Below are 14,612 nucleotides of genomic sequence, written 5' to 3' on the forward strand. Positions count from 1 at the left end.
GCGCCGCCCCACGGGGCGGCGCGGTGTATCGAAATCTGAACCCGTACGGCGCTGGAGCATGTGCTCTCCGGGGGCGCGGCACGCCCGCGGCCCGCGACAGCGGAGCCGAACGTGTCCGGCTGCGGGCAGCGTGATCGCCGTGCGTATTCACCTTCCCGTTGCATGTCATGCGCGGACGGCCCGGCTCGCTCGAAGCGCTTACGGGAGCGCAACCATCTGGTGGCCTTCGCCTTGGACCGCAAAGTCGCTCGTGGGCTTCAGCGTCGCCGCGTCGACCACCCAGACCTTGGGCTCCGCCCGCGACGACACGAACAGCACACCGGTGCCCGGCACCGGCGTCAAGTGATAGGGTTCGGGGCCCAGCGGTGCGGCGGTCGTCGTGCCGTCGGACAGATCGATCGAGACGAGCTTGTCCTCTCCCCGCCCTGCCACGACCAGTCGTCCGCCGTCGGCGGTCAGGCCCAGCCCGTGGATCTCGCCGCCGATATCGAAGCTACGTTCGGTCTCGCCGCTGTCGAGCGACAGCTCCAGCACCCGGCCCGCCTCGGCATCGGCCACGTAAAGCGCGTTTGCGGACGGATCGAGGACAATGTGCTCGGGGGTTTCACCGGCGACCAAGTTGCGCCGGACGATCCCGCGGGTCAGATCCACCTCGCTTACCGTGCCGTTGCCCGTGTTCGAGACGTAGACCGTTTCGGGATCTCTGCCGAATACGGCGTAGTTGGGCATCGCGCCGGTTGGCACGAAGGCGACGGTTTCGTTGTCGTGCAGGTCGACGACCGAAATCCCGTCGCCCGCCGGGTGCGTCGCCACGGCGAAGCGGCCGTCGGGCGAGACGGCTGTGTGGTGCACAGCACCGGGCACCTCGATGCGGCGCAGGATCTCGCCCGTTTCGACGTCGATCACGCTGAGCATGCTCAGCGCTGCATTGGCTGGTCCCTTTCGGCCCTCCGGCTTGGCGTGGTGGACGGCGTGATCGTCGGCCGAGACACCGGCGGGACGGTCTGCGGCCATCGCGTCGGCGCGGTCGACCTCGGCGAAACTGCCCGCGACCAGCACCGGCACGCCGGAGGCACCGCCCAGGCCGTGCACGGCCTCGACGCCCTCGATGCGGTTGAGCGTCCGGCCGGTTGCGCCGTCCACGACGAGAACAGAATTGCCGCTGCCCTCGGGGACATAGACGGTCTGCGCCACGCCTGCGCCGGCGGTCAGCGCGGCAAAGGATGCGGAAGCGAGGAAGGTTGCGAGTGTCTTAATAACCATGGGCTGTGTCCTTCGCGCCCCCGATCGCGCCCGCGGCCGCCACGAAAATGACAGGACGCGCAGACCGCCGGAGGCCGATGTTGGGTCAGAGAGATTGGCGTCCGGGCGGGCGCCGGGTGCGGCACGACAGCAAGGCCTGTCACGCGGGTCAGGCCTGCGGCGGAGGCCGAAAGAGGTCGCCCAGATGATCCGACGCCGCTATCTCACGCGCCGGCATCGGGGATGCGCCGGCGAGGCCTGCCCCTGACATCGGCAGCGCCGCGGGGATGACGGCGGCATGGCAACCGACATTGTCCTGGCAATGGCTGACGGCCGCAGCGGCCAACACGCCCTGCAGCGGCGCCGCTTGGACCTGCAACGCCTCGTGCGTGGGGTAGTACGGCGGGTGTTCGGGAATTGGCAGGTCCAGCAGCGTACCGAAGGTAAAGGTTACCGCCACCAGGATCACGACGATCCCGGATACGTTGAACTTCGCTGTCCTCTGCATGAATTGGCGCACCGGCACCTCCTTTTCTGCCCGCAGCCATAGCTCGCCGCTGCTGCCCAGGCCTTGACGCAAGTCAAACGAGTGCTGGCCGCAATGACTCCCGACGGCTCGTCTCCTTGGCGCGGCCCCCGTTGAATGCCCTCCAGCGAGTAGGCTCGCCGCGGGGCCATTTGAGCCCCGGCATCACTCACTTCAGGCAGTCGCATAACCGGGGTGCTCACGGGAGCAGCTATCGCGTGGCGGGCGGGCTTCTGGGCGGCGACCTGAGCCGGCACGCCGCGACCCTGCACTGCGTGGTAATGGTCACCCAAAGCTCTGCGCCGCACCGCGTGCCTTCGATCATTAACCCGTTTCGCTGCCTTCGCCGGAAGCTGGGCCAACATCGGCAGCCTCGCGGGAATGCGTCTGGGCTTAGGTGCGGCGTCACCGGTCACCAATCTGATGGAGCCGGAGGTCGTTGCGGCCTGGGCTACGTCTGCCGTTCCTGTTCGGAGCAGTCTTGGACGTGGTCGTGCTGGCGCTGCGCCGCAGGTTGCCGGAGGCGCCGCACTTTCAGCGATACGAGGCGGTGCACTGCCCCTACTCGCCCCAATGGGAAGGCTTCACATGCAATCGCCCCGACATGGTGCAAGGCATGCTCTTTGCCTCTCTGGTCTACGGGCGCACCGCGCCGCGACTGCGCACGAGCGCCCGGCCTCGGACCGCCTGGCGGACCGGCATGGGCCGATACGGAAGGGTGAGACGCGTCATGAAGCTTCCTTCGCCGCGACCCTGAGTCACGAGTGCGCCGGAGCCGAGAACATGCGGTGCAAGTCGGTGAGCCGCCGAACCGCGACAGCGCCGCCCGATCAGGCCAGAGCCCACTACGTTCCGGCTTCGACCAAGCGCCGCCGCGGAAACGGCCCCGACCGCCCTCCCGGCCCCGTTTTCCGAGGCGCGACGCACGGAAATGCCGGGCTGCCCCGCGGAAGCCGGACGTTCCTAACTGCCTTTGCCCACCCGCCCCGCACCACCTGCCTGATCGAGCGCCGTCATCACCGCTTCCAACGACAGCAGTTCCGGAAGGACGACGCCGCCGGGCGCTTGGGGGCCATACACGGCATTGAACGGGATGCCGAAGCGGTCGAAGCTCTCAAGATAGCGCGAGATCGCCTCGTCGGGTTGGGTCCAGTCCGCCTGCATCGCCGTGACGCCCTCCCCGGCGAGCGCAGGCGCCACCGGCTCCCGCTCGAGCACCAGCGCCTTGTTGGCCTTGCAGGTCAGGCACCAGTCCGCCGTCACGTCGACGAAGACGATTTCCCCCCGCGAGACCCGCTGTGCAATCCCGGCCCGGTCGAACGCGATCCATGGTATCCCGTCGGTCGCTGCACTGTCTCGAGCGCCCCCTGCGCCGCCGTCTGCGAAGGCGCCGGCCAGCACCAGCGGCAGCACCGCGAGAGCAGAGGCAAGGCCGAGTCGGGCCGGGCGCGGCAGCCGAGGCAGCCCCAGCGTCAGGATCAGAGCCACGCTCGCGCCGGTGACGAGGCGTGCGCTCGTCGCGCCCGCGACGCCGGACAACACCCAAACCAGCCACGCGGCGGTCGCCGCCAGCAAAAGCGCCAGCAGCCCCTTGACCACGAGCATCCAGCGTCCCGGTCGCGGCATGTGACGCACCAGGCCCGGGGCGGCGGCGATCAGCAGGTACGGGGCCGCGAGGCCGAAACCGAGAAAGGTAAACACGATAACGATGTCGAGGCCGCGCCCGGCGAGGGCGAAGGCAATGGCGGTGCCCAAGAACGGCGCAGAACAGGGCGTCGCGAGCACGGCTCCGAAGGCTCCGGTCAGGAAGTCGCCCGCATGGCCGCCGGACGCGCCGGCTTGCGCCAGCCGGGTCTGCAGCCCGCTGGGCAACCGGATCTCGAACAGCCCGGCGAGGTTGGCGGCGAAGATCGCCAGGAGCACGATCATGAGCGCAAGGAAAACCGGGTTCTGGAACTGCACCCCCCACCCCACGGTGACGCCCAGCCGCTGCAATGCGTAGAGGACCGCCGCGAGCCCCCACATGAAGGCCATGACACCTGCGGCCGAAGCCAGGAACCCACGCCGGACCTTCGCCCTCGCGGTGCCTTCGAGCTTGAGGGCCGCGCTCAGCTTGATTGACAGCACCGGCAGGACGCACGGCATGACGTTGAGGATCAGTCCCCCGAGGAGCGCCGTCATCGCAATCCAGAAGAGGTCGGCCGCGTCGGGCGCGGCCGACGACGTCGCGAACGGCGCAGGAGGCGCCGCCATGGCTCGGTCCGGTGACAAGGTCACCGCCCGTGCGCCTTCATCGGTGACTGTGACCGACATCTCCGACAGAGGCCCTGCCGGCGCCGCAAGTATAGGGACCCGGGCCCAGAGAAGGCGTCCGCCCTCGCCCATCCGGATGTCCGGAGCCCCCAGTGACACCCCTGCCCCGAGTTCCGGGAAGACGTCCGGCCGGTCGAACGGGACATTGCTGCGAACGGAGACGACCAGTTCCGTCGTCTTCCCGTCGATATACGCCTCCGCCTCCGTGACCGCCGAGGCAGACTGTATCACCGGAACGCGCTTCGCGAACTCCGCAATACGCGCAGCACTTCGCGCGTCGAGGCCTGTGCCGACGGGTACTTCCAAGGCAAGGTCGAACTCCTGCGGCACGCAGATGTCCGAGCACGTGAGAAGCCTGACGTGCGCTTCCAGCCGCGCCGGCTGCCCAGGCTCCTCGAGCGCGATGCGCAGCGGGAAAACGACTTCGCCGTGATAGCCGAAGTTCTCGATGCCGAAGGCGGTGAACCTTTCGGGCGCTGGCCATTGAAATTCGACGTCTTCGACGTTCGACGACTCGGACCAGTCTACCTCGGGCGGAAATCCGACGTCGCCGGGCGTCCGCCAGTAGGTTTTCCACCCCTCTTCGAGCTGAAGCTCCAGCCCCGCGGAGAGGCTCTGCGCCCCCGGCACCACCCCTTCTTCCGCAACGATGAGCTTGGCAGTCACCGCCGCCGTGGAGGCGGTATCGGAGACAGCGGCAGAGGCAGGGTGTGAGCCAGCGATCGGGAACGCCAGCAGGACCGCGAGCGTGGCCCGGGCCGGCCAAAGGGATTTCCGAAGTCCCCCGAGAACGACCTGTTTCATCTGTTCCCTCCGGCATGTGCGCATGGCGGCGTCCTCACGGGTAGGCAGCTCGGGAAGACGAATTGAGGGCGAATCCAATCCGGCCGCCCGAGCACGAGAGCCGCGCCACACCCTCGTCCTGGTCCACCACGACACACTCCGCGGGAAGGTTCGTCGCAGTCGGTGCCTCCGGTGGCCGCTCGGCGTCCGGCTGAAGCGAGCACTGCTTGGCACCGCCCGTCGAACAGCCGGCGAGAACTGCCGGCCCGAGGACCATAAGCATGCGAAGCCGGTCTGCCGTGCCGCGTGCGGTCACCGTGGCGCAGGCTTGGCGGCCTCGACCGGCACCGGGATGGGGGCTGTTTCCGCTCCGTCGGCTTCCTCGCTTTCCTGCTTTCCGTGACAGCTCCGCCCCATCATCCTGTGCATGACCAGATGCATCCCGAGGCACAGAACAAGCGGTGCAAACACGGCTGCGTTCGACCACAAGCCCGCCAGCGTGCCGCCGGATGCGAAGAAGCCGGCGACAGGCAGGAGCATGATGGCGCAGCACGCCATCATGCCCAGCTTCATGACCTTCGTAGATCCGATCCCTGATTTCTGTTTCATTTGCATTCCGCACATCCACCAATTCACGATCCTTATCACCGCCACCCGCGCGGGAAGGTCAAGGATACATTCCGATACAAAAATCACCTGCTTGTCAGATTGATGCGAGGGCCGGAGTCGATATGGTTCGAGGGCAAGACAAGACGCAGCGCCTGTTTCACGAACAGAAGATCACGACCTTCGGCGGGAAGTCGAACGCCGTTCTCACTTAGATAGTGACAGGAGACAAACGGAAACGGATACATGAAATTACTTTCGGTGGCGATCGGCGGCGTGCTTCTTGCCGGCGTCGGCGTCTTTGCCTGGCAGATCTCTCAGCCCATTGCAGCCCCACAAGGCCATTCGATGGTTCCACCGGACACGTCGGCGATCGCCGAGGGAGCGCCGATCGTCCAGGTATCGGTGCCGCCCGAGCTGTCCGCCGAAGCGCAGATCGGAAAGCGCGCATTCGAGGCGGTCTGTGCGACTTGTCACGGCACCAACGCTGCGGGCCGCAACGGCTTCGCGCCGCCCCTGGTCCACAAGATCTACGAGCCCAGTCACCACAGCGACAGAGCTTTCCTGAATGCCGCGGAAAACGGCGTGCAATCCCATCACTGGAACTTCGGCAACATGCCGCCCGTCGACGGGCTGACGCGGGCTGACGTGAAGTACATCGCGGCTTACGTCCGCGAGCTCCAGAGGGAAAATGGCATCGATTGAAGCATGCCAAGGGGACATACGGAATGACCATGAAGGCCACGATTTCGGCCGCGCTGCTCGCGGCAACCTTGCCATGGACCGCCGCTGCAGACGTGCTCGACGAGGGCCGTGTCCGCGAACTGGTGCTCGAGACGATCCGGGAAAACCCGGAGATCGTGCTCGAGGCCGTGACACTGCTCGAGCAGAGAAAGATCGATGCTCAAGCCGCGACGCAAGCCGATGTTCTCACTCGAGAGCGCGAATTGCTCGAACGGGACCCCAATGCGCCCGTGCTGGGGAACCCCGACGGCGACGTCACCGTCGTCGAGTTCTTCGACTACAACTGCCCTTACTGTCGCCGTGTGAAGCCCGAGGTGCAGGCTCTCATCGCGTCGGACCCGGACATCAGGCTCGTCTACCGCGAATGGCCGATCCTCGGGAAAGGATCGGAGTTCGCCGCCCGTGCGGCGCTCGCGGCGCGGGAGCAAGGCAAGTACGAGGCCTTCCACTGGGCCCTTATGGCGCTCGAGGCCCGCGCAGACGAAGCCTCGGTCATGCAAGTCGCACAGAACCTTGGCCTTGATACCCAGCGGCTGCGCAAGGACATGGCCGCGCCCGAAATCGACGAACACATCGCCACCTCCATGCGGCTCACACGGGAGCTTGGCTTCAACGGGACACCCTCATTCGTGATCGGCGATGCTCTCGTGCCGGGCCTCGTCGATCTGGATCGGCTACAGAGCCTTGTCACCGAAGCGCGGAACGAAGAAAGGGAGTGACGGCCGGCACGCCAAAGGTGCGCGTGCGCACCTTGATGAATGAGCCGGTTTTCTTAGCCCAGGAGCGCCGCCGGTCCGGCGGCGCTCGCGGTCATCTCACTTCAGCTTCTTGGCAGCCGAGGCGCTGTAGGCCCCCAGGACGAGCACCACGATGCCGACGATGACGTCGTTCCAGACCGCGGCCGACAGGTAACCGGCCAGCACCCAGGGAGCGATGATCAGCCATGCACCGATGCCTGCGTTCGTCCAGCTCGCCCACTCCGCATGCGCGGGCTTGCCGAGCCGAACCCCCGCAAGAATGGCGATCAGAAGACCGCAAACGAGGTCATTCCAGAGAGGGGCGGGCAAGCCGGAATAGCCGAGCACGAATGGTGCGATGATCAGCCAGATACCGAGCGCAAGATTGGTGCCGCTGGTCCAGCGCACAGTGCCCGCTGCCCGCGGGTCGGTCGTCGTCTCGTTTACCATGGCGTTACTCCTACTCGTTGCGAAAACACCGTCCGAAAACGGAAGCCGGAGCGCTTTCTACAGCGCAGTCTGGGGCAGAGTCGTATTGGACGCCTTGCCCTTGCCTGAAAAACGCACGGCCGATGCGCCAGTTTCAGCCGAAGTCAAAGATTCCGAGAGAAACGCCGGCCGGATCCGCGAAACCCTTTTGGCCGACATTCTTCATTTCAGGAAATGCCGTATAACCGTAGGGAACAGCAAACATGGCACGATTTTGGAAGCCCACCGGGACAGAATACGCCCCGCTCTGGGAAATCCGCACAGCTTGGGTGCTGCGAGCCCTTATCCTCGTAACGGCGGCGCTGCACATGGCCCGCGGACAATGGCTGTTCACCATGCTGTGCCTGGTCGCGCTGGCGCTGATACTGGTGCCGCCCCTGCTCGCCCGCTCGAGCCGCCTAAACATCCCCCTTGAGATCGAACTGGGTCTGCTCTGGTGGCTGGTGACCGACATGACCCTCGGCCGGCTGATGCAATTCTACGGAGCCGGGATCTTTTACGACAAGATCATCCATTTCGGGAATTCGGGCCTGCTGGCGATGGTGGCGTTCCTGGGGGTCTACACGTTGAGCATGACAGGTCGCCTCAGGATCGGCACGGCACTGAGCCTGGCGACGATCTTTTTCGTCACACTGGGAGTGGGTGCGCTGTGGGAGATCGCCGAATTCGTCTCGGACAACATCACCGGCGAGAACACCCAAGGCTCGCCGCTGATGTCTCCGCTCGAAGACACGATGTGGGACCTGATCGTTGACGGCGCAGGCGGCTTTATCGGCGGCGGCGTCGGCGCAGCGTACATGCGAGTGTCCAAGCGCAGCCTCGCCCGTTGGCGATGCTTCATGGCCCGTCTTGCCGGCTGATCTCAGCCGCCAGCACGCTCGGCAAGACGCGCGCCGTCGGTGACGCGGTCGCTGGGGTAAAGCACGACCCGGTCACCCGGTTCGAGCCCCTCCAGGACCTGCGCTTCGTCTTCATTCATCCGCCCGATCGCCACCTTTCGCACCGCGGCGCGCCCGGCTTGCACCACGAATACGGCCCAATCCTCCCCCTCGCGGAACAGCGACGCCACCGGCACCTTTAGCACCGAGTCCGCTTCCCACAGCAGAATCTGCGCCGTCACGCGATAGCCGTGCCCAAGCCGCTGCCACGTCCCCGGCGCTGCCTTGATGTCCAGGACCACCCGCGCACGCAGTTCCTCGATGCCAAGCGCCGAAATCTTCGGGAAGGCGATCGGCTCGACTTCGGCGACGCGGGCGTCAAGGGGCGCTCCACCCCAATCAACGATGCGCGCCGGAGCGCCCACCTCCACCTGCACCGCATCGGTGGACAGCAAGTCCGCCACCACCTCCAGGTCGCCCAGGTCGCCCACTTCGACGAGCGGCGCGCCGGCGGGAACGATGCTCTCGCTCTCCTGCAGGATCCGCAATACTTCGCCGGAAACCGGGGCCTTGACGTGCACCTTGCGGTCAGGCTGTTCACTACCGCTCGGTTCTTCCAGACGCGCGGCGATTTCGGTCCGGCGACTGCGGCGAACCTCCAGTTCCGCCTGCGCTGCCTCGAGCGCATGTTGGGCGGTTCGCACACGCGTCTCCGCCTCCTCAAGCGCCTCCCGGGACAGCACGTTGCGACCGGACAGGGACTGCTTTCGCTCCAGCTCGCTTTCCGCGAAGCGAACCTCGGCCTCACGTCCGCCGATCTCGTGCCGGGCCAGATCGGTCGCCGCGTCCGCGGCGGTCAAGGCGGCGAGCAGTTCGCTCCGTGTCCGCTCATCCACCAGACCCGAGGGTGTCGGCAGGATCGTCGCCAGAACCGTCTCCCCCTCCGCCACGGTGTCGCCGACGCGAACCGGCGTGCGGAGCACGCGGCCCGAAACAGGGGCCGAGACGGTGAAGAGGTTGCGAATCCGTGTGTGCGCCTCTTCCTCGACAGTCACCGCAAGCGAACCTGTCTCGGCACGGCCGAGGTCCACCAGAACCGGCCTTGGGCGCAAGAGCACAGCCGCGGCCACGGCGATCCCGATCAGCACAAGGGCAAACAGCGCCCAACCTTTGTGACGTGACAACATGATCATTCTCTCGTTTTCATGGCCGCGACGAGGTCGAGTTCCCTCACCCGGCGCCAGAGCAGGAGGGCGGACGCGGCAGCTCCGGCGAAGACGCCCGAGCTGGCGATGGAGTACGTCTGAAGGTCGAGCGCCAGCGGCATCCGCATGAGGTCGGCGTCGAGACCCGACTTCATCAGCATGGCGATCCCGTATCCGGCGCCCCATCCCACGGGCTGCGACAGCAGGACCAGCAACGCCAGCTCGGCCACCAGGATTCCGAAAGTCTCGGCTCGGCCGAAGCCAAGGATCCGCAGACTCGCCAGGTCACGCTCGCGCTCCAGAAGCGCGACGCGGGCGACGTTGTAGACGACACCGAAGGCGATGACGGCTGCGAGGCCGGTATAGATCGACGACATCGCGCTGACAATGACCGCAACGGCCTCGCGAAAGCTGCCCAGAGAGGACGCCTGAAGGGAAATGCCGCTGATCCCCGGCGTCTCCTTGACCTTTGCATACAATGCGTCGAGTTCGGCATCGTCGATCTGCACCTCGACCTCGTCCGCCAGTGGCCGCTCCCCCATCAGCCGTGCCAGGGCCTGGATGTCGATGACCGCGCGCATTCCGATGTAGTCCTCAAGCAACCCCATCACAGGCAGCGCCACCGTGCGCCGGCGGCCCTCCAGCAGATCCACCTCTATCCGGTCGCCCGGCGCAACGCCCAGACGGTCGGCAAGCCACTTCGTCAATGCGAGGCCAGCTATGGGCGGTGCGACCGGACGCAGCTCGGTGTCGAGAGGGCGGTGCAGGCGGGCACTAACAGCGCGGCCGTAGAGCGTGACGCGCTTCTCTATAGAGCCTTTGCGCACCCGTACCGGAACGGCGCGCACCGCTTCGCCCGCCAGCACGCCCGGCAGTCGCTCCACCTCACGCACAACGGCCTCGGGCGCAGCGTGCGAAAGGCCCAAGGTAGCATCCTGTCGCTCAACCCTGAGGTATTTCACCTCGATCAGCCGTTCCAGAGAATCGCTCAGGTAAAGCGACGCAATCAGGATGGCGGTGCTGCCTGATATCGCCAGAAGCGTCATTGCCGCCCGCCACGGATGCACCAGTAGGGTGCGCAGCGTCATCGCGGCCGCGGGCGGAAGACGAACTCCAAACGGCCGACCCAGCGAGGCACCCGCCCGAAGCGTCGGCGGCACCGCTGGCTGCATCGCCACCGCCGGCGGCAGGCGCACCACCCGGTTCAGGGCCTGAACCGCCCCAAGCGCCCCGGCCACCACCGGCAACGCCGCCGCCACGGCATAGACATCCGGCGCGGGGGCGAAGACCAGATCGGGGAAACTGAAGAACTCAGCATAGATCCGGGCGACATACTGTCCAAGCAGCGCTCCCGCAGACCAGCCGAGGGCAATACCCGCGATGGCAAGAAGTGCGACAAACTTCAGATAGTGCATGGCGATGGTGAGGTCGCGATACCCCAGCGCCTTCATCAGGCCGATTTGCCCTCGCTCCAGCAGGACCAACCGGCCCAGCGTCATGTTCACAAGAAACAGCGCTACGCCGAAGAAAATCGGCGGCAGTGTCCGGCTCATGGCGCGCAACATGTCGAGCCCGTGATCGAGGAACGCATGAGAATATTGGTCGCGACGACCATGTGCCGCCTCGCCACCATAGGATGCCAGAAGCGCGTCGAGCCGGCGGATCACGTCAGCTTCGGCCGCGTCGCGCCGGACGGTCAGCGCCACGGACGAAAACGCCCCCTCGAGATCGAAAATCGCCTCGAGCGCTGCCTCGCCCATCCAGACGATGCCGAAGCGGCGATCGTCGGGCATCAGGTCACCCGGGCCGGTGGCGTAAACGAACTCGGGCGACAGGGCGATACCGACGATCCGCAGCCGGTACCTGCGGCCGTCGAGGATCGCGCCGAACTCGGAGCCCGGCGAATAGCCGTGGGCGTCGGCGAAGCCCTCGTTTACCACGACCTCGCGGGACGCATCCCGAACCGGCATCCGGCCCTCACGCAAGTAGGGGACATTTACGCGCGGCGGCCGCCCCTCAGGGAGCGATACGAACAGGCCGGTCGCAGGAGCGGCCACGCGATCGAGATCGAGGAGCCCCGGCTTGACGATCCGGGTCTCCATCGCCTGCACGCCGGGAATGCGCGCGATATCGTCCGCCACCCGGTCCGGCGCACGCTCCAACGTGGCGAAGACATCGGCGAAGCGCTGACGCTCGTAATACGCGATCCGCGTCTCTTCCAGCGAGCGGTAGGAGCCGACCGCCAGCACCACCGTCGCGGCGCCGCCGGCCATCACCAGCGAGATAGCCAGCGCCTGCGTCCAGAGGCGCCAAAGGTCGCGCAGAAGTTTGCGGTCGAGCGTGTGCATGCCGCCAACTTACTGCGGAAGACCCGACCCACCGTGATCTGCGTCAAGGTCAGGCACACTTGTGCGCAGCTGGCCTTCACCCCGACCGAACTGGGCGGGCGAACGATGTCGATGGCGCTGATAAGCCTCCCCTCGTTGTATCGCGGCTGGAACGCAAACAGCGCCTGACGCAACACGTTGCTCTAAGGACGACGCGGGCGAAGTGCTGACGCCCGTGATAGTCCTCGCGCAAGGCCTATAAACCCGGATCGGGCCGAAGGCGGTAAGAAGGATGGCGACCCCGCAGGCAAGCCCCAGGTAGATCGCGACCGACTGGTCGCGCATGAGCCACTGGTCCCGCAGAAGCTTCTTGTCCAGCGCGTGCAACTTCACCACGTGATCTCTTCGGCACGGACCCGTTCGGCGCTAACCTCGGTCTCGGCCACGCGCCCGTCGTGAAAGCGGACGATCCGGTGGGCCATGCGGCGGATGCCGGCATTGTGGGTGATGACGAGGGTCGTCGTGCCGAACCGCGCGTTGACGTCCTGCAGCGCGGCGAGTACCGCGGTCCCCGTGCGGCTGTCCAGCGCCCCGGTGGGTTCGTCGCAAAGCAGCACGCCCGGGCGCTTCGCGATCGCCCGCGCGATGGCAACGCGCTGCTGTTCGCCGCCCGACATCTGAGATGGAAAGTGGTCGAGCCTCTTCTCGAGGCCGACGAGGGTGAGCGCCTCCTCGGCCGTCATCGGGTCGGGCGCGACGTCGGTGACAAGATCGACGTTCTCGCGTGCGGTGAGGCTGGGCACGAGGTTGTAGAACTGGAACACGAACCCGACATGGTTGCGCCGGTAGCGGGTCAGCTGGCGTTCGCTCATCGCCGTAAGCTCGGCGTCGCGGAACCAGGCGCGCCCCGCGCTCGCCCGGTCGAGGCCGCCGAGGATGTTGAGAAGGGTCGACTTGCCACTCCCCGACGGCCCGAGCAGTACGACGAACTCGCCCTCCGGCAGTTCCAGGTCCACCCCGTCGAGCGCCCGCACGGCCGTCGGGCCGCTGCCGTAGGTCTTGCCGACACCGGCGGTTCGGAAGACCGGCCGGACCGTGCACGGGTCGGGGACTATGGATTGCTGCATGGTGCTCTCCCGCTTCGTCCGGCATCTTTGCCGAGAAGCAAGCAATGCACGTTGATCGGGATCAATGTGGAGCGGAGCGTCGGCGTACGTGTGCTTATGAGGGTGGCAGAAGGTCTCCGTCGTTCGGACTGTCAGGCAAAGTGTTGCAACGCCCGAGGGTCTGGCCGCTTTCGCACCCGGCCGAGATCTTCGGAGCGCCGCCGCGCGGGGCCGCGATACCAGGAGCCGGTTACCGTGGGAGTGGCTCTGAAGGCCGGCTTTTATTATGAGCAGGCGTACGGGGCGGCCAGTGAGCGCATGCATTCCGAGATGGACATCGCGTACTCGGAGTTCCTGCAGGATTGACTCCAATCACGACAGCAATAGCCTCAGGTGACGCCGGCCACCTTGTATCGATCGGAGGCCGGAGTAACCGCTACAGCGGTTGTAGCTTAATGCGGGAAATCAGCCGGAGCGCGGGGCGGCGCCGGACCACGACGGCACCTCATGCGGCTGCTGCCTACCGCAGGAAGGTCTGCACTTCCGACCTCGACCCGATGGACGATGCTGCACGGCCACATGCTTCGGGCTACCGAGGCCTCGACAATGTCGGCTTCCGCATATCGGCAGAACGCATGTTGCATCCGCGGCGAAAGCCCGAAGTCCGGCCTTCTCAACAGAGGCCTTCGTGGTCGCGGAAAAAATCGAGCACGTGCGGCGAACGGCAGGAAGGACCCGCACTCCGGTCATCGGGCTCGTGAAAATGCTGCGCACTGCACGAATGGCCGTTTCGGTGAAGCCGCGCCGCGGCGCCGATCCCCGCCTCGAGTGTCGGCTGTGGGCCGGGGGCGTCATGTTGCTCGTCAGCGTGGTCACGCGACCCGCGGCAGTGCCGCATGACCGCTTCGAGCCCAAACTGACCACGTTGGCCGTAGGAGGCTTCGCAGTCGCAGCATGGGGCACCTGCCGCAACCGGCCCACTCCTGCCGCTCGCTGATGTACTGGGTGCTGCGCCGCAGCTTCACCAGACCGGACATTGCTACATTGCGCAGCAATTTTCGGAGGCTGCGCGGCATCAACTCGGTCGTTCCGGCCGTTCGCGTCAGGTGATCGGTGTCTTACATTAGCCGAAAACAAGCATCCGAACCGGCATCCAGACGCCCATGACCAGCATCATCACGTTCTCGGTCAAGGAAACGACCCCGAGCGGCACGTTGCTGGAGCCGCCGACGCAGGCGCATTTCAGTTCCCGCTTGTCGATGTAGACGGCCTTGAAGACCGAGATCGCGCCGACCGCGCCTATGAAGATGGCCACCGGCGAGGCGATCCAGATCAGTGCGCCGGCAATCATCAGGATGCCCGCCAGAGCCTCGCCGAACGGGTAAAGATAGCCGTAGCGCACCCAATGCCGCGCCAGAAGGTCGTAGTTCAGGAACATGGTCGAGAAGCTTTCGACATCCTGGAGCTTCTGGATGGCGAGGACGCACATGCTGATGGCGATGAACCACTCGAAGGCCCGGACGCTGATCACGCTGCCGAAGGTGTACCAACTGACGGCGAGCGCCATCAGGAACGCGGTCGAGAAGATGGCGATGACGGGCCGGTAGCTGGTTTCGCCCTCGCTCTTCACTTCGTGACCGAAGTGCTCTCGAAGAT

Annotated in this window: 12 protein-coding genes; 3 read left to right on the plus strand and 9 right to left on the minus strand. The window is 66.1% G+C overall.

Annotated features, from left to right (window positions below; all coding sequences use genetic code 11):
* Positions 1-198: 198 nt before the first annotated feature.
* The 4 genes from BM162_RS18720 to BM162_RS18735 all read right to left on the minus strand — a co-directional run bounded on the left by BM162_RS18720 (position 199) and on the right by BM162_RS18735 (position 5,437).
* Complete coding sequence (locus tag BM162_RS18720; protein ID WP_093425030.1) at positions 199-1,263, minus strand: YncE family protein; 1,065 nt, start codon at positions 1,261-1,263, stop codon at positions 199-201.
* 148 nt (positions 1,264-1,411) lie between these two features.
* Positions 1,412-1,762 carry a hypothetical protein gene (locus BM162_RS18725; protein ID WP_093425032.1) on the minus strand — a complete coding sequence of 117 codons (351 nt, stop codon included), beginning with the start codon at positions 1,760-1,762 and terminating at the stop codon, positions 1,412-1,414.
* Positions 1,763-2,731: 969 nt separating this feature from the next.
* Positions 2,732-4,885 carry a protein-disulfide reductase DsbD family protein gene (locus BM162_RS18730; RefSeq protein ID WP_093425034.1) on the minus strand — a complete coding sequence of 718 codons (2,154 nt, stop codon included), beginning with the start codon at positions 4,883-4,885 and terminating at the stop codon, positions 2,732-2,734.
* A 291-nt stretch (positions 4,886-5,176) separates the two neighbouring features.
* Positions 5,177-5,437, minus strand: a complete 261-nt coding sequence (locus BM162_RS18735) for a DUF2933 domain-containing protein (RefSeq protein WP_245759339.1) — start codon at positions 5,435-5,437, stop codon at positions 5,177-5,179.
* A gap of 279 nt (positions 5,438-5,716) precedes the next feature.
* Here BM162_RS18735 and BM162_RS18740 point away from each other — a divergent pair, with 279 nt between their 5' ends.
* Together BM162_RS18740 and BM162_RS18745 are read left to right on the plus strand one after the other, a co-directional pair.
* Positions 5,717-6,175 carry a c-type cytochrome gene (locus tag BM162_RS18740; protein ID WP_093425038.1) on the plus strand — a complete coding sequence of 153 codons (459 nt, stop codon included), beginning with the start codon at positions 5,717-5,719 and terminating at the stop codon, positions 6,173-6,175.
* 29 nt (positions 6,176-6,204) lie between these two features.
* Complete coding sequence (locus BM162_RS18745) at positions 6,205-6,933, plus strand: DsbA family protein (protein ID WP_093425058.1); 729 nt, start codon at positions 6,205-6,207, stop codon at positions 6,931-6,933.
* Between the two features lie 96 nt (positions 6,934-7,029).
* Here BM162_RS18745 and BM162_RS18750 read toward each other — a convergent pair whose 3' ends face one another.
* Positions 7,030-7,401: an SPW repeat protein gene (locus BM162_RS18750; RefSeq protein ID WP_093425040.1), complete on the minus strand. Its 372-nt coding sequence runs from the start codon at positions 7,399-7,401 to the stop codon at positions 7,030-7,032.
* 242 nt (positions 7,402-7,643) lie between these two features.
* Between BM162_RS18750 and BM162_RS18755 the strand changes: the two genes are divergently transcribed.
* Complete coding sequence (locus BM162_RS18755) at positions 7,644-8,300, plus strand: DUF2238 domain-containing protein (protein ID WP_143096220.1); 657 nt, start codon at positions 7,644-7,646, stop codon at positions 8,298-8,300.
* 2 nt (positions 8,301-8,302) lie between these two features.
* Here the strand turns inward: BM162_RS18755 and BM162_RS18760 are convergent, their stop codons facing one another.
* From BM162_RS18760 to BM162_RS18780, 4 genes are all read right to left on the minus strand, one after another.
* Positions 8,303-9,511: an efflux RND transporter periplasmic adaptor subunit gene (locus BM162_RS18760; protein ID WP_218153135.1), complete on the minus strand. Its 1,209-nt coding sequence runs from the start codon at positions 9,509-9,511 to the stop codon at positions 8,303-8,305.
* Positions 9,508-11,871 carry an ABC transporter permease gene (locus tag BM162_RS18765; protein WP_093425044.1) on the minus strand — a complete coding sequence of 788 codons (2,364 nt, stop codon included), beginning with the start codon at positions 11,869-11,871 and terminating at the stop codon, positions 9,508-9,510. Before BM162_RS18765 ends, BM162_RS18760 begins: the two co-directional genes overlap by 4 nt.
* Before the next feature lie 368 nt (positions 11,872-12,239).
* On the minus strand, positions 12,240-12,977 hold the full coding sequence (locus BM162_RS18775; protein ID WP_093425048.1) for an ABC transporter ATP-binding protein: 738 nt from the start codon (positions 12,975-12,977) through the stop codon (positions 12,240-12,242).
* 1,102 nt (positions 12,978-14,079) lie between these two features.
* Positions 14,080-14,612 (minus strand): MauE/DoxX family redox-associated membrane protein (locus BM162_RS18780; protein WP_093425062.1); only part of this gene is annotated, 533 nt, incomplete at its 5' end.

This window comes from Tranquillimonas alkanivorans (assembly GCF_900115595.1).
In the GTDB taxonomy this organism is placed as follows: Bacteria; Pseudomonadota; Alphaproteobacteria; order Rhodobacterales; family Rhodobacteraceae; genus Tranquillimonas; species Tranquillimonas alkanivorans.